Source organism: Pseudomonas sp. LARHCG127, from assembly GCF_052871455.1.
Genome location: NZ_JBIXJT010000009.1, coordinates 306,451 through 320,336, shown reverse-complemented (window position 1 = coordinate 320,336; position 13,886 = coordinate 306,451). Strand labels below are relative to the sequence as shown.

Annotated in this window: 14 protein-coding genes and 1 rRNA gene; 6 read left to right on the top strand and 9 right to left on the bottom strand. The window is 62.1% G+C overall.

All coding sequences use genetic code 11. The annotated features are described in order from the left end of the window. Positions 1-102, top strand: a 5S ribosomal RNA gene (gene rrf, locus ACIPQ1_RS17805); the annotation flags it as partial. Between the two features lie 117 nt (positions 103-219). Here the strand turns inward: rrf and ACIPQ1_RS17800 are convergent. Beyond that, the gene (locus tag ACIPQ1_RS17800) at positions 220-621 is read right to left on the bottom strand and encodes a lysozyme inhibitor LprI family protein (RefSeq protein ID WP_250963117.1); all 402 of its coding nucleotides are present in this window, start codon (positions 619-621) and stop codon (positions 220-222) included. Between the two features lie 153 nt (positions 622-774). Between ACIPQ1_RS17800 and ACIPQ1_RS17795 the strand changes: the two genes are divergently transcribed. Beyond that, on the top strand, positions 775-1,233 hold the full coding sequence (locus ACIPQ1_RS17795; protein WP_250963118.1) for an SRPBCC family protein: 459 nt from the start codon (positions 775-777) through the stop codon (positions 1,231-1,233). Between the two features lie 480 nt (positions 1,234-1,713). On the opposite strand, the gene ACIPQ1_RS17790 is transcribed toward ACIPQ1_RS17795, so the two are convergent. Beyond that, positions 1,714-2,661: an AraC family transcriptional regulator N-terminal domain-containing protein gene (locus ACIPQ1_RS17790; protein ID WP_446534531.1), complete on the bottom strand. Its 948-nt coding sequence runs from the start codon at positions 2,659-2,661 to the stop codon at positions 1,714-1,716. A gap of 204 nt (positions 2,662-2,865) precedes the next feature. On the opposite strand from ACIPQ1_RS17790, the gene ACIPQ1_RS17785 reads away from it, so the two are divergent. Continuing rightward, positions 2,866-3,603 carry an SDR family oxidoreductase gene (locus ACIPQ1_RS17785; RefSeq protein ID WP_411385220.1) on the top strand — a complete coding sequence of 246 codons (738 nt, stop codon included), beginning with the start codon at positions 2,866-2,868 and terminating at the stop codon, positions 3,601-3,603. A gap of 186 nt (positions 3,604-3,789) precedes the next feature. Here ACIPQ1_RS17785 and inhA read toward each other — a convergent pair whose 3' ends face one another. Next, positions 3,790-4,476 carry an isonitrile hydratase gene (gene inhA, locus ACIPQ1_RS17780; RefSeq protein WP_250963121.1) on the bottom strand — a complete coding sequence of 229 codons (687 nt, stop codon included), beginning with the start codon at positions 4,474-4,476 and terminating at the stop codon, positions 3,790-3,792. A 99-nt stretch (positions 4,477-4,575) separates the two neighbouring features. Between inhA and ACIPQ1_RS17775 the strand changes: the two genes are divergently transcribed. Continuing rightward, the gene (locus tag ACIPQ1_RS17775) at positions 4,576-5,568 is read left to right on the top strand and encodes a GlxA family transcriptional regulator (RefSeq protein WP_411385219.1); all 993 of its coding nucleotides are present in this window, start codon (positions 4,576-4,578) and stop codon (positions 5,566-5,568) included. Here ACIPQ1_RS17775 and ACIPQ1_RS17770 read toward each other — a convergent pair. Together ACIPQ1_RS17770 and ACIPQ1_RS17765 are read right to left on the bottom strand one after the other, a co-directional pair. Next, positions 5,537-6,439 carry an alpha/beta fold hydrolase gene (locus ACIPQ1_RS17770; protein WP_446534530.1) on the bottom strand — a complete coding sequence of 301 codons (903 nt, stop codon included), beginning with the start codon at positions 6,437-6,439 and terminating at the stop codon, positions 5,537-5,539. The genes ACIPQ1_RS17775 and ACIPQ1_RS17770 overlap by 32 nt on opposite strands. A 28-nt stretch (positions 6,440-6,467) precedes the next feature. Further along, entirely contained in the window at positions 6,468-6,845 is a 378-nt protein-coding gene (locus ACIPQ1_RS17765) for a hypothetical protein (RefSeq protein ID WP_446534529.1), read from the bottom strand. A 471-nt stretch (positions 6,846-7,316) separates the two neighbouring features. Here ACIPQ1_RS17765 and ACIPQ1_RS17760 point away from each other — a divergent pair, with 471 nt between their 5' ends. Then, positions 7,317-7,679 (top strand): DUF6124 family protein, encoded by a 363-nt coding sequence (locus ACIPQ1_RS17760; protein ID WP_446534528.1) that lies wholly within the window; start codon positions 7,317-7,319, stop codon positions 7,677-7,679. Between the two features lie 126 nt (positions 7,680-7,805). Here ACIPQ1_RS17760 and ACIPQ1_RS17755 read toward each other — a convergent pair whose 3' ends face one another. The 4 genes from ACIPQ1_RS17755 to tam form a co-directional block, all read right to left on the bottom strand. After that, complete coding sequence (locus ACIPQ1_RS17755; protein ID WP_446534527.1) at positions 7,806-9,629, bottom strand: glycoside hydrolase family 15 protein; 1,824 nt, start codon at positions 9,627-9,629, stop codon at positions 7,806-7,808. Continuing rightward, complete coding sequence (locus ACIPQ1_RS17750; RefSeq protein WP_446534526.1) at positions 9,622-10,422, bottom strand: SDR family oxidoreductase; 801 nt, start codon at positions 10,420-10,422, stop codon at positions 9,622-9,624. The genes ACIPQ1_RS17755 and ACIPQ1_RS17750 overlap by 8 nt, the downstream gene beginning before the upstream one ends. A gap of 281 nt (positions 10,423-10,703) precedes the next feature. Next, positions 10,704-11,837: a cupin-like domain-containing protein gene (locus ACIPQ1_RS17745; protein WP_446534525.1), complete on the bottom strand. Its 1,134-nt coding sequence runs from the start codon at positions 11,835-11,837 to the stop codon at positions 10,704-10,706. 91 nt (positions 11,838-11,928) lie between these two features. Beyond that, positions 11,929-12,699 carry a trans-aconitate 2-methyltransferase gene (gene tam / locus ACIPQ1_RS17740; protein ID WP_411385214.1) on the bottom strand — a complete coding sequence of 257 codons (771 nt, stop codon included), beginning with the start codon at positions 12,697-12,699 and terminating at the stop codon, positions 11,929-11,931. Between the two features lie 230 nt (positions 12,700-12,929). On the opposite strand from tam, the gene ACIPQ1_RS17735 reads away from it, so the two are divergent. Beyond that, positions 12,930-13,664 carry a thioesterase II family protein gene (locus ACIPQ1_RS17735; protein ID WP_250963130.1) on the top strand — a complete coding sequence of 245 codons (735 nt, stop codon included), beginning with the start codon at positions 12,930-12,932 and terminating at the stop codon, positions 13,662-13,664. Positions 13,665-13,886 lie beyond the last annotated feature (222 nt).

Genomic DNA, 13,886 nt, shown 5'->3' with positions numbered 1-13,886 from the left:
AGCATTGGAACCACCTGATCCCATCCCGAACTCAGCAGTGAAACGATGCATCGCCGATGGTAGTGTGGGGTTTCCCCATGTGAGAGTAGGTCATCGTCAAGATTAAATTCCGAAACCCCTATCTGCTAATGCAGGTAGGGGTTTTGTGTTGCCCGCGATAAAAACGCTGACCAAAAAAAGGATGACCTGCAGAGGTCATCCTTTTTTACTTCCTGGCTATCAAGCCTCGGGTACGGGGCAGCTCAGATCCCCCTCCTTGCACTTGAGATAGGTCTTGAATGCCTCGACCCGGGCTTTAGTCTGGGTGGTGATGCAATTGTCATAGATCAGCGGATAGACGCTGCCGCCCTCGACGCCAGAGGCGGAGAATTCACATTCGGCGTCACGGAAGCCTATCCAGGCACGCTGTGCCTTGACCAGCATGTTCTTGGCGTCGGGATTGTCCTTCAGGCGTGCGGTGATCTGCTTGTACAAGCTGTTCAGCTCGTGGTCGGCGGCCTTGCTTTCCTTGGCTGCGCACTGGTTCATTTCGCCTTGGGTGATGGCGTTGGCGCAGTCGTCGGCCTTGGCAACAGCGACAAAAAGCAACGGTGTCAGGGCCAGAAGCCAGCGTGGGGACATGTCGGGTCTCTCCTTGAGGGGTGGAAAACGCCGGGGGAGTTTACAACGCTCCATACAGTTTTAACGCCGGCAGCGCTAAACAACTCTCTGATACAACTTTCCGGTTGGCCTTGTGGTCTTACAAGCCTACTGTTGAAACACAGGAGGTGACACATGCATTCATCCGACCGCATTGAACGAAAGATCCTGCTCAAGGCCCCGCGCTCCCAAGTCTGGCGCGCCCTGGCCAATGCCGAAGCCTTCGGCCAGTGGTTTGGTGTCGCCCTTGAGGGGAAACGGTTTGTAGCAGGTGAGCGTACCCAGGGGCAAATCACTTACCCAGGTTACGAGCACCTTATCTGGGACGTCGCGGTGGAGCGGGTGGAACCCGAGCGAGTGTTCTCGTTTCGCTGGCATCCTTACGCAGTCGAACCCCAGGTGGATTATTCCCAGGAGTCTGAGACCCGTGTGTTATTCGAACTTGAGGACATGGATGGCGGTACCTTGCTCAAAGTCGTGGAGTCAGGTTTCAACAACATCCCAGAGGCTCGCCGACTCAAGGCTTTTCGCATGGACAGCCGTGGCTGGGATGAGCAAATGGCCAATATTGAAACCTTCCTGAACAAGGCTTGAGATCGAACGGCTGGTGGAGCTAAGGGTTTTCGGAAGGGCAGGTATAGCGAATGTCTTACACGAGATGGTAGCTATGTCGTCTATTTCGTTTTGGATCCGAGGCGTAATCTGGACTCATCCACTGAAGCACAGGAAGTGCTCAGGATCAGGGACGATCGACCATGCAAGGATTAGCTATCGACAGGGAGTCGTAATGGTCTTGGAAAAACCCGCTTCGGCGGGTTTTTTTTCGTCTGCTGGAACGTGTCAAAGGGTTCTATAGCGAAACGCTTACACGGCGTTGCTGCTTTCTCGTCTTTTCCCAGGACACCGGCAGGCCTAATCTATGTTCATCCACTGGGTACAGGGAGTGCTCAGGGTCATGGATGATTGGACCAGGCATGGAATGCCGGACAGGGAGTCAAATTGGTCCTCAAAAAACCCGCTTAGGCGGGTTTTTTTTCGTCTGTGAAAAAGTAGCCTGATGTGCCAAACGCAGGGTCAAGCGCCACTGGCTTGCAGCGCCTGGGCACGCAAACGAGCGATGTCCTTGCTCGGCGAGGCGCCAAATAGACGGCTGTATTCGCGGCTGAACTGCGAAGGACTTTCATACCCCATCTTGTAGCCGATTGACGAAACATCGCTGCTCTCCGCCAACAACAACCGGCGGGCCTCTTGCAGGCGCAGCTGTTTCTGATATTGCAGGGGGCTCATGGCGGTCACGGCCTTGAAGCGGTGATGCAGGGCCGAAGGGCTGAGGTTGATCATTTGTGCCAGGCTGTCGATGCTCAGCGGCTCGGCGTAATGACTATTGAGCCACTCGATGGCGCGACTGATGCGATGGGTCTGGGTGTCGGGAATGGCGATATCGTGCAAGCGCCGGCCTTGGGCGCCACGCAGCAGCCGGTAGAAAATCTCCTGTTGGGCCAGCGGCGCGAGCGTGGCGATATCGTCCGGGCTGTCCAGCAGCCGCAGCAAGCGCAACACCGCGTCCAGCAATGGCGCATCGATGCGATCCAGGAACAGCCCACGTCCGGTTCTTTCGGCCGGCACGCCGATGGGACTGGCGTCGGCAATCAGGCGACAGATCTGTGCCGGATCGATGTCGAGGCGGATGCACAGGTAGGGGCGCTCGGGACTGGCTTCAATCACCTGGCCGGCCAACGGCAGGGTCACCGAGACGACGAGGTAATTGAGCGGGTCATACACGTAGCATTCGTCCGCCAGGCGCACTTCCTTGCGCCCTTCGACAATCACGCACAAACCAGGTTTGTGCACGGTGTGCAGGGCTTCGGTTGGTTCGTCGCTGCGGATCAGGTGCAAGGCCTCGATGGCCGTGGGATGGACGCCGAAGTCCGGAGCGAAGCGCATCATCAGGCTCGCCAGTTCGGCGCGACGCTGACTAACGCCGTCGTCTGACGCCATATGGATGGACGTGGATACCGACATGCCGATCAATCTCCCAGGCCAAATGAGTGGACCGCGCTAGTAAAACCGATTGCGCGGTTGCCGGCCAGAGTCGGATTTATCGCTACAGGATCGTGCAAGTGCGCAGGAGGATCCGACTAACCCAGGCAAAGGTCGGTTGCCTAATCTGGACCTGTCAAAACGCTCCCACCCCGGGGGCCAACACGTCCAGACGAGGAAACCATCATGTCCGATATTCAAAACAAAGTCGTGGTCATCACCGGCGCCAGCAGCGGGATTGGTGAAGCGGCGGCGCGGTTGCTCGCGGCTCGCGGTGCTCGTGTCGTACTCGGCGCCCGGCGTATCGATCGTTTGCAAGCGCTGGTGCAGGAACTCGAAGCCGCCGGCCAGCAGGCGGCCTGCAAATCCGTGGACGTGAGCCGCCGCGATGACGTCCAGAGCCTGATTGACTTCGCTGTCGAACGGTTCGGTCGGGTCGACGTGATCATCAACAACGCCGGGGTCATGCCGCTCTCCAAACTCGAGGCGCTGAAAGTCGAGGAGTGGGACCGTATGATCGACGTCAATATCCGCGGCGTGCTTCACGGCATCGCCGCCGGCCTGCCGCTGATGCAGCGCCAACGTAGCGGGCAGTTCATCAATATCGCATCCATCGGTGCCTACGCCGTCAGCCCGACGGCCGCTGTGTATTGCGCCACCAAATACGCCGTGCGGGCGATTTCCGAGGGCTTGCGCCAGGAAGTCGGAGGTGATGTGCGCGTGACGGTGATTTCCCCCGGCGTGACCGAGTCGGAACTGGCCGAGAGCATTTCCGATGAAGGGGGGCGTGCCGAAATGCGTGAGTTTCGCCGGATCGCCATTCCGGCCGAAGCCATCGCCCGGGCGATCGCCTATGCCATCGAACAGCCGGCGGATGTGGACGTCAGCGAACTGATTGTGCGACCCACTGCCAGTCCGTTCTGAGTCGAGTTGAACCGACAAGGAAACCCTTTGGGGCTCGCGTGCTTGCTCCCGCTGGGTTGCGAAGCGACCCCAGGATTTTGCGACTGCTGCGCAGTCGAGCGGGAGCAAGCTCCCTCGCCACAATGGGACTGCCTCAAGGTTGTGTCCAACCCGACATCGTCTGTGCGCCGGCTTTGGTGATTATCGTTACGCCAGTTCCAACCGCGCCGCAGCACGCTGGGTGATCTGCGAGCGCACCCGGAACGACTCGGCCGCACGCCGTTGGGCTTCTTCCAGGACGCGCGTCGGCGCGGTGTCCGGGCTGCCGGCGGTAAACGGCGGGGCAGGGGCGTATTCGAGCTGCAGTTGGACCAGCTCGGCGGTGTCCTGGTCGAACAGTTCGGCCGCCAGGGTCAGGGCAAAATCGATCCCGGCCGTGATGCCACCCCCGGTGAGCAGGTTGCCGTCGCGGACCACGCGGTCCTTGACCGGCGTCGCGCCCAGGGTTAGCAACAGGCTGTGATAGGCCCAGTGAGTGGTGGCGCGCTTGCCTTGCAACAGGCCTGCCGCACCGAGCACCAACGCACCGGTGCACACCGAGGTGATGTATTTCGCGTCGGCGGCTTGCCGCCTGACGAAGGCCAGCGTCTGCTCGTCTTCCATCAGCGGCCCGACGCCGGTCCCGCCGGGGACGCAGATCACATCGAGCTTCGGGCAGTCCTCGAACGTGGTGGTGGGCAGCAGCACCAGCCCGGTACTCGCGGTGACCGGGGCCAGGTCCTTCCAGATCAGGTGGACCTTCACATCTGGCAACGAGGCCAATACGTCATAAGGGCCGGTCAGGTCCAACTGCTGGACTTGGGGGAATAACAGCAAACCGATCTGCAACGTCATGTCGCGTTCTCCTTTGGATGATGCCCGAGGGGTGGACGGTTTTACTTTAGATCCGTAGGCTCTGGCGTATACGCCAATAAGCCCACGAATCACGCCAATATGCCCAACCCACCGAAAACCGTTCATGTCCTGGCCTTCGCCAACGTGCAAGTGCTGGATGTCACCGGGCCCTTGCAGGTGTTTGCCTCGGCCAACGATTTGGCTCGCCAGCAAGGCCTGCCGCTGCCTTATACGCCGACGGTCATCGCGGTGGGTGGCGGGGCGGTGATGTCCTCCGCGGGGTTGGCGCTGATGGCCGAGCCGCTGCCGAGCGAGGGCAGCGACACGTTGCTGATTGCTGGTGGCTGGGGCGTGTACGAAGCGGCGAAAGATCCGGCGCTGGTGGCCTGGATCAAGGCGCACGGCCTGCGTTCGCGAAGGGTGGCGTCGGTGTGCACCGGAGCGTTCCTGCTGGCCGCCAGCGGTTGGCTGGACGGACGGCGCGTGGTGACGCACTGGACTCGCTGCGAGCAATTGGCCGAGCAACATCCGCAATTGCGGGTCGAACCCAACCCGATTTTTATCAACGACGGTCCGGTCTGGACCTCGGCCGGGGTGACGGCCGGCATCGACCTGGCCCTGGCGCTGGTCGAGGAGGACTTGGGCCGCGCGGTGGCGCTGGAGGTCGCCCGCCAACTGGTGGTGTTCCTCAAGCGTCCTGGCGGGCAATCGCAGTTCAGCGTGACGTTGTCGCTGCAAAAACAGGGCAGTCGGTTCGATGACCTGCACGCCTGGATCGCCGAAAACCTCACCCGTGACCTTGGCCTGTCGAGCCTGGCCGCCGAGGTGGGCATGAGCGAGCGCAGCTTTGTGCGTCACTACCGCGCCGACACCGGCCAGACCCCGGCGCGGGCCGTCGAGTTGATTCGCGTGGAAACCGCGCGCCGTTTGTTGTCCGACACCGCGGTGTCAATCAAACGGGTGGCGGTGCAATGTGGTTTTGGCAGCGAGGAAACCTTGCGCCGAAGTTTCCTACGGGCCATGGGCGTGACGCCCCAGGCCTATCGCGAGCGGTTCGCCGTCAGCCCTCAAGCAGATCCAACAACGCCTTGAGCGTGGCCTCGGGAGCTTCCTGGGGAATGTTGTGGCCGACACCGGCGAGCACTCGGCGCTCATAAAAACCCGTGAAATGCGCAATGTCTTCATCGTGTTCCGCAGCAGGCCCCACGCCATCATCGGCGCCGCACAGGGAAATGCTCGGCACGCTGATGGCCGGTTGCGCCGTCAGTTTTTCCTCCATCCACTCCAGCGTCGGATCGCCCGGTGCGTACATGAAGCGATGGCGGTAGGAGTGGATCACCACATCGACGAAGTCCGGGTTGTCGAACGACGCGGCGCTGAGGGGGTACAGTTCGGCGCCACGTTTCCAGGTCGGCGACCACAGGCGCCAAAGCAAGCCACACAGCTCGCGCCGGTTCTGGGTCAGGCCCTCGACACCCCGGGCCGTGTGGAAGTAGTACTGGTACCACAGCCGATGTTCGGTTTCCGGGTCCAGCGGTTGCCTGGAGCGCGGAATGTCCTGCAGGTTGTAGCCATCGCCGGTCACCAGGCAGCGCACGCGCTCGGGCCACAGTGCCGCGACGATACACGCCGCCCGACCGCCCCAGTCGTAGCCACACAGCGCCGCTTGGGGGATGGAGAGTGCGTCCATCAGGTCCAGCAGGTCCTGGGCCAGGGCGGCTTGCTGGCCGGAGCGCAGGATGGCCGGATTGTTGAAACGGGTCGGGCCGTAGCCGCGCAGGTAGGGCACGATGACCCGGTAGCCACGCTGGGCCAGGGCCGGCGCGACTTCATCGAACGCCCTGGGATCGTAAGGAAAACCGTGCAGCAGGATGATCGGGTCGCCGCTGGCGGGGCCGTGTTCTTCGTAGGCAATGCGCAGTAACGGCGTGACGGCGAAGTTGATCCTGGGCTCAAGGTTCATGTCGGCCTCCGGCAGTGTGCGGTTGTGTTCAGGCAGGTTCCTGGTTGACGTATTTGGCCCGATCCGGCGTGAACGTCACAATCATGTTCGTGCTGGAACAGGTCAGGGTGCGCTCCTGGGTCAGGTCGATGTCCAGGTCTTCACCGCGCAGGCCCTGCCATTGGGCGAGGTATTTGAGGCAACCGAATTTTTCGTTTTTCTTCAGGCTGCGGCTGACGCCACCTTTCCACCCCAGCACCGGCAACTCCCCGGCCAGACAGCGTTGCGCCAGTTCGGGAAACTTCACCGAACGATCGCGGCCGATTTCCCAGCACTTGATCAAGCCCCGGTCGTGACCTTCCCAGAGGTCTTCGCGGGTCAGGCCTGTTCGGGGTGGGGTGGTGATGGGGCGTTTGATATGGGTCATGTCAGGTCCTTGAGTCGGGTTTTTATCGGGCAGCTCCGCTGCACCCGTGAGAGCGTCGATCTTAGGAGGGGTTGGCGGGGCTGGCAACTCGAAACGGGGTGTAACGCTAAATGGGTGACTTGCGGTGATTGCTTCTGTGGCGAGGGAGCTTGCTCCCGCTAGGTTGCGAAGCGACCCCATACCGGACGCTGTTTTTTGGAGGCTGGAAGATTTTTGCGCCTGCTGCGCAGTCGAGCGGGAGCAAGCTCCCTCGCCACGGGGTTGTGTTCCTACAAAAAAATAGGTGAACCGGAATTTTCTGGCGACTCACGTCGGTTGCCGGTTCGGAAGGGGTGGGGATAGGCTTTGCCCGTCGCTGCAAAATCAGCGACCGGGTTTGGTCACCCGTCCAATGTCAGGCGCATACGCGCCAACCTCAGCCTTTTTCGTAGCGAGGTCGGTGAACTCATTTTTCAAGCTAGGAGTTTCACAATGGACAAGATCAATCGTCATGGAGCCGAAAACCTCTCTGCCTACACCACCTTCGATACACAAAAACTCCGTGAAGCCGCCGACCGGGCGCTGAACGTTCACTTGTCTCCTCCCGCCCCACCCAAGCCCGACACCCAGGACGGCCAGGTTTTCACCGTGGTTCCCGGCCTCAACACCGAATCGGTGCTGACCACCCTCAGCGAAACCCTGGCTTCGGCCGATGCGCTGGTCAGTGACCTGGGGTTCGAGTTGGAAGGTTCTCGGCGCCATGTTGCGTTGGGGATTCAGCAGTTGATCGAACTGGCCAGGTTGCTAGCCAACCGAGCGTTGGATGACCTCGAACTGGCCGACTCAACACAATAGCCAGCCCACCACTTTCCCTGTGGCGAGGGAGCTTGCTCCCGCTCGACTGCGCAGCAGGCGCAAAATCTTGGGGTCGCTTCGCAACCCAGCGGGAGCAAGCTCGCCCAGTCTGAAGGGCCATTCAGCTCACGGCTGCCAATGATTCTTCTCGCCACTCAACTTGCGGTCCAGGAAGCTCGCCGCACTGATCAGCGCCAGGTGGGTCAGGGCCTGGGGAGTATTGCCCAGGTGGTAGCCGTGGCTGTCGAACTCTTCGGCGTACAACCCCAGCGGGTTGGCGTAGCGCAGCAGTTGTTCGAATTCCAGCTGGGCTTTTTCCACGCGGCCGGCGCGGGCCAGGCATTCGACGTACCAGAACGAGCAGGCGGCGAAGGAGCCTTCGGTGCCGCTGAGGCCGTCGATGGGGCTGTCGTCGTTGCGGTAGCGGTAGACCATGCCGTCGCGCACCAGGCTTTTTTCGATGGCATCGAGTGTCGACAGCCAGCGCGGGTCGCGGGCGCTGACGAAACGCACCAAAGGCATCAACAGCATTGAACCGTCCAGAGCGGTGCTGCCCAGGCGCTGGATGAAGTGCTGGTGTTCGTCGTTCCAGAAGTGGGTCCAGATGTCCTGGTAAATGGCCTGGCGGGTCTCGTCCCAGCGGGCGAACGGGGCGGGCAGGGAGCGTTTTTCGGCCAGGCGGATGGCGCGGTCGACGGCGACCCAGCACATCAGCCGCGAGTGCAGGAAATGCTGTTTGTCGCCGCGCATTTCCCAGATGCCCACGTCCTTGTCCTGCCAGACAGTGCATACCTGGTCGATCACCTCGACGGTGTGTTTCCAACCTTGATGGGAAATGGCTTCGCCGTATTTGTTGACCAGGTACACCGCGTCCATCAGCTCGCCGAAAATATCCAATTGCACTTGCTGGTAAGCCAGGTTGCCGATGCGCACCGGTTGCGCATTGCCGAAGCCGCTCAAGTGCGGCAGCTCGGTTTCCGGCAGTTCCTGCCTGCCGTCCAGGCCATAGAGGATGTTGAGTTTGGTCGGCTGGTCGCAGCAATCGCTGACTCGGCCCCGCAGCCAGCGCATGTAGGCATTGGCTTCGTCGACGAAACCCAGGCGCATGAACGCGTAGACCGTGAACGAAGCGTCGCGGATCCAGGTGTAGCGGTAATCCCAGTTGCGCTCGCCCCCGCGGGTTTCCGGCAGGCCGAAGGTGGCGGCGGCGAGGATGGCGCCGTGTTTGCGCGAGGTCAGCAGTTTCAGCGCCAGGGCCGAGCGGTTGACCACTTCGCGCCAGCGCCCGCGATAATTGGATTGGCCGATCCAGCCGCGCCAGAACGCCAGGGTCCGCTCCAGGCACATCGCGCTGGCATCGTCCTGCAGGCGCGGGTCGTCGATGCCGCCCAGCAGGAATTCGGCGCGCTGGCCCTGTTCCAGGGTGAACTCGGCCACGGCGACGTTGCCGTCCAGCGTCATGGGCTGATCGCCGCATAAACGCAGGCTCGGATGCCCCGGCGCGCTGAAGCAAATGTGGCTGCCGTCCTGGCTCGCGGTCGTCGCGGCCCGGGCGTAGTCATGCCGCACCGCGCAGCGCAGGCGAAACGTCGCACTGCCGACGGTCATGTGGACCTTGCGCATCAGCACCGGCAAATCGTCTTCGCTGTCGCCGATGGGCAGCAGGTCGGTGATCTCCACCACAGCGCCGTCGCTCAGCCAACGGGTTTGCAATACGTTGGTGTCGGGCAGGTAGATCTGTTGCCGACGGGCGTTCGGCAGGTCAGGCGCGAGTTGGAAAATGCCCGCCTCCGGAGTATCGAGCAGGGAACAGAAGATCGACGGGCTATCGAATTCCGGCCAGCAGAAGAAATCGACGCTGCCCCGGTCGTTGACCAGCGCTGCGCTGCGCATGTCGCCGATGATGCCGTGGTTCTCGATGGGGCTTTGCGGTTCGTCATGGTCAGCCATTGCCGCGAAACCCCGGATAAAGGCTCATCCCGCCATCGATGAACAGCGTGGTGCCCACCACATAATCGGACCAGTCCGAGGCCAGCCAGACCACCGCATTGGCGACGTCCTCGACATCGCCGACGCGACCGTAAGGAATCAGCTCCAGCAGTTTCTGCTCCTGCTCGCCCTCGGTGGCTTCGCGGTTGATGGCCGTGCGGATGGCGCCGGGAGCGATGCTGTTGATGCGGATGCGCTGGTGGCTGGTTTCCTGGGCCAGGCTCTGCATCAGCAGATCGACACCACCCTTGGACGCGGCGTAATTGACGTGGCCGGCCCAGGGTATGCGCTGGTGCACCGAGCTCATGTGGATGATCTTGCCGGCGGCCCGGGACACGCCCTGGCGAATGCCCTGGCGATTGAAGATTCGCAGGGCGGCGCGGGCGCAAAGGAACTGGCCGGTGAGGTTGGTGCCGATCACGGTGTTCCAGTCTTCCAGGCTCATATCGACGGCGGCGGCGTCTTTTTGCAAACCGGAATTGGCCACCAGGATGTCCAGTGTGCCAAAGGCATCGAGGGCTTGGGCGAACAGGTGCTCGACCTCCTGTTCCTTCGATACGTCGGCCCCCACGGCGATGGCGCGGCCGCCGTTGGCGTTGATTTCACGGGCCAGTTCTTGCGCCGGCTCGGCGTTGGAATGGTAGTTGAGCACCACGGCGGCACCCGCATCTGCCAACGCCTTGGCCGCGCCTGCGCCAATGCCGGAGCTGGCGCCGGTGACCAGGGCAACCTGTCGGGCGAGGGATATCTGCATGGTCTAGCACCTTGAGTTGAGGGCCTTACCTGCTGACTGGTTTGAGGTGGGTGGAGTTCAGTTGGGTGAGGCGGTCATTCACAATGAACGGAACACATCAACAGATGTACAACACAAGACATGTGGCGAGGGAGCTTGCTCCCGCTGGGCTGCGCAGCAGCCCCAAAAGGCAATGAGCTCAATCTACCTGAATGTTCGAGGCGTCAGGTTTTGGGGCCGCTTCGCAGCCCAGCGGGAGCAAGCTCCCTCGCCACAAAAGGCCGCCTGCCGCAGGGCCGCTGTTACCACCCCCGTCCCGAATTCACCCAGAAATTCACCGACAACGACGTCGACACCGACTCCACCTGGTGAAACCAGCCCTCCGGCAAAAACAGCAAATCCCCAGCCTCCAGCGTCACGCGCAGGAAGGTCACGTCACGGGCCTGGGGGAAGCGTTGGTAGTCCGGCGCGTCCGGGTTGAAATCGCAGCCGTCCAGCCCGCCTTGGGGCGCCGTGGACCAGGTGCCCAAGGCTTCGCGATGATGAGGCGCGGCGAGGGTGAAGGTTTTCTGGCCCCAGACCTGGGCGAACAGATTGTCGGTGTCGTCGCGATGCAGGGGCGTCAGGGTGCCCTTGGGGCCGATCCAGATACGCGGTGGGATGAACAACGACGGGTCGAAGTAGGGCGGGTACTTGATCTGCTCCATTAGCTGCGCCGGCAGGATGTTGTTGCCCATGTAGGCCGGTGGTTCACCGTCGGCACCCTTGGCCGCCGGGCTGTCGAGGGAAGCGATAAAGTCGGCCATGGACGTGGAGCGAAAATCCCGCTCGGTGGAGAAGGTCTTCTTCACGTAGTCGCCATGACGGGTGATGCCTTGCAGCTCGGCGAAATGCACCAGGGATTCTTCGCGGCTGAGCTTGAACAACGGCCAGTCCTGCAAGGCATCGCTGATGACCAGCGGAATGCCGTGGGGCAGGTACCGGGCGCGGAATTCCTGCACCGACAGCCCACCGCGGGGCCGCCGTTCCACGCTGCGTTGGGTCGGCAGGCTGGCGGTGAGTTTTTCGCTGAAGCGCGGCGGGGTCGGGTAGCGCTTGTTCATGTCAACCTTTTCCACCACGCCACCGCCATGCCGGGCATGGTCGATGATCTGCGGCAGCAACGTCGCCAGGCCCATGTTGCCGCCGATTTTCAGGCGACCGCTGGCGAACAGTTCTTCGACATTGGCCATGCCGGCCATGATCCCGAGGAAGTCCTTCTCCGCCACCTCGATGGTCACGTCGGGGCTGGTGTGGCGGCCCGCCTCGGTGCGGCTGCTGGCCTTGACCTCGGACCAGTACGCCTGGTGCGGGCCGAACACGAATTGGAAGACGCCTTCGATACCAACGGCGCCGGCATTGGCGAACAGCTTGCCCAGGATGGTGTGCAGGTCCACGGCGGTCACTCTTGCGGGTTTTTGGTCTTAGCAGGTAACGAGGGCCCGGATCAGAAATTTAGGCCCTGTCGCTGCGTCATCGACCCTCGCCCTATCGCGTCGCGACCATGAACAGCCGGGGAAACGGCAGCAGCACCGTTCCATCGTCCTGTGCTGGGTAAGCCTGTTCGATCGCCTTGAGATACTGCGCCAGGTATTGCTCGCGCTGTGTCTCGTCCAGCGGCTCGAGAAACGGCCGCAAGGCGCTGCCCTTGAACCATTCCACCACGCCTGCGGCACCGCCGGCCAAGGGGTGATGGTAGGTGGTGCGCCACACATCGACGCGGCTGCAGTGGGGCTTGAGGATCGCGTAATAGGCGCTGGCATCCGCCATCTCGGTACGCGAATCAGCCGCCGCGGCCAGTTGGCTGGCCCAAGGCCCGTTGGCGGCGATTTCCCGCATCAAGCGGTGGGAGGGCTGGTGCAGGTTGTCGGGCATCTGGATCGCCAGGCTGCCGCCGGGGGCGAGTTTGCCCATCAGCGAGGGCAGCAGGGTCGCGTGGTCGGGCAGCCATTGCAGCACCGCGTTGGCGAAGATCACGTCGAACGGCCCAGGTTCATCCCATTGGCCAATGTCGGCCGTATCGAATGTTACGGCGGGCAAGCGCTTGCGTGCGGCGTCGACCATGTCGCTGGAACTGTCCAGGCCGCGTACCGTGGCGCCGCTGAAATGTTCCACCAACAGTTCGGTGGAGTTGCCCGGGCCGCATCCCAGGTCGATCACCGTGCGCGCCTCCACGGGAGGAATGGCGGCGAGCAGGTCCCGGGACGGACGGGTGCGTTCCTGTTCGAAGGTGACATATTGCTTGGCGGACCAACCCATGGCGTTCTCCTGTGCGGTGCAGTGATCGAGATGTCGCCAGTATAAGGTCGTGTGGGAAGATGAGCCGCGTTATCGTTCATCGCGGGCAAGCCTTGCTCCCACATGCCTCGCTCTCACATGCCTTACACCCAGAAGGGGCAGGCATCTCGTGGCGAACGTCACGGTTTTGACTAATTCCATGGGTTAGGATTTCGTTATCTTCCCTACACGACCGATCGGAGAAAACCGCAGTGACCCAACTGACCCTGCTGTGCCTGCCTTATTCCGGCGCCAGCGCGATGGTGTATAGCCGCTGGCGGCGCACGTTGCCGCAATGGCTGCACGTGCAACCGGTGGAATTGCCGGGGCGCGGTGCGCGCTTCGACGAGCCGCTGCACACCGACATGGGCCCGTTGGCGATGCAACTGGCGCGGGAGCTGCACCCGACGCTCCAGGCCCCGTACGCCTTGTTCGGCCACAGCCTGGGCGCGCTGCTGGCCTGCGAAATCGCCCATGCCCTGCGTGAGCTTGGCAGCCCGGAACCGGTGGCGCTGTTTGCCTCCGGCACCGCGGCGCCGACGATGCGCGCCGACTATGACCGCGGTTTCGCCAAGGCGAAAACCGACGCTGAGTTGATCGAGCAACTGCGCACCCTCAATGGTACGAGCGAGGAGATACTGGCCAATGAAGAGCTGATGGACCTGACCCTGCCGATCCTGCGGGCCGACTTTTTGCTGTGCGGCCGTTTCCAGCCACGGCAACGTCCGCTGCTCAAGTGCCCGGTGCATGTATTCGGCGGCACGGCCGACAAGGCCACCACGGAGCAACTGATGGGCTGGCGCCAGGAAACCACGGGCAGCTTCTCGGTCGACATGCTGGCGGGCGGGCACTTCTTCATTCATGAGCACGAGGCCAAGGTGCTGCGGCTGATCAAGGATCAATTGAGCGTGCATCATCGGCGGCATGGGTTGGCCATCAGCGCCTAGCCCGTTCAAGACCCGCTTCTGTGGCGAGGGAGCTTGCTCCCGCTGGGCGGCGAAGCCGCCCCAAAGAAACTTGCAGTAGTCCAGACAGACCGCATCAGCCGGTTTACGACTGCTGCGCAGCCGAGCGGGAGCAAGCTCCCTCGCCACGGGTTTCTTCCTTTCTGACACTTGTTCTCAAGCGCTAATTTTTCCGGTTTGCATTCGTTTCATAGGGACGACTTG

Bases quoted from the DNA above. Each gene is read 5' to 3' on its own strand.
- ACIPQ1_RS17795 (WP_250963118.1), top strand. From the start codon at position 775: ATGCATTCATCCGACCGCATTGAACGAAAGATCCTGCTCAAGGCCCCG.
- inhA (WP_250963121.1), bottom strand. From the start codon at position 4,476: ATGACGTTGCAGATCGGTTTGCTGTTATTCCCCCAAGTCCAGCAGTTG.
- ACIPQ1_RS17785 (WP_411385220.1), top strand. From the start codon at position 2,866: ATGTCCGATATTCAAAACAAAGTCGTGGTCATCACCGGCGCCAGCAGC.
- ACIPQ1_RS17750 (WP_446534526.1), bottom strand. From the start codon at position 10,422: ATGCAGATATCCCTCGCCCGACAGGTTGCCCTGGTCACCGGCGCCAGC.
- ACIPQ1_RS17760 (WP_446534528.1), top strand. From the start codon at position 7,317: ATGGACAAGATCAATCGTCATGGAGCCGAAAACCTCTCTGCCTACACC.
- ACIPQ1_RS17775 (WP_411385219.1), top strand. From the start codon at position 4,576: ATGCCCAACCCACCGAAAACCGTTCATGTCCTGGCCTTCGCCAACGTG.
- ACIPQ1_RS17765 (WP_446534529.1), bottom strand. From the start codon at position 6,845: ATGACCCATATCAAACGCCCCATCACCACCCCACCCCGAACAGGCCTG.
- ACIPQ1_RS17755 (WP_446534527.1), bottom strand. From the start codon at position 9,629: ATGGCTGACCATGACGAACCGCAAAGCCCCATCGAGAACCACGGCATC.
- ACIPQ1_RS17770 (WP_446534530.1), bottom strand. From the start codon at position 6,439: ATGAACCTTGAGCCCAGGATCAACTTCGCCGTCACGCCGTTACTGCGC.
- ACIPQ1_RS17800 (WP_250963117.1), bottom strand. From the start codon at position 621: ATGTCCCCACGCTGGCTTCTGGCCCTGACACCGTTGCTTTTTGTCGCT.
- ACIPQ1_RS17790 (WP_446534531.1), bottom strand. From the start codon at position 2,661: ATGTCGGTATCCACGTCCATCCATATGGCGTCAGACGACGGCGTTAGT.
- tam (WP_411385214.1), bottom strand. From the start codon at position 12,699: ATGGGTTGGTCCGCCAAGCAATATGTCACCTTCGAACAGGAACGCACC.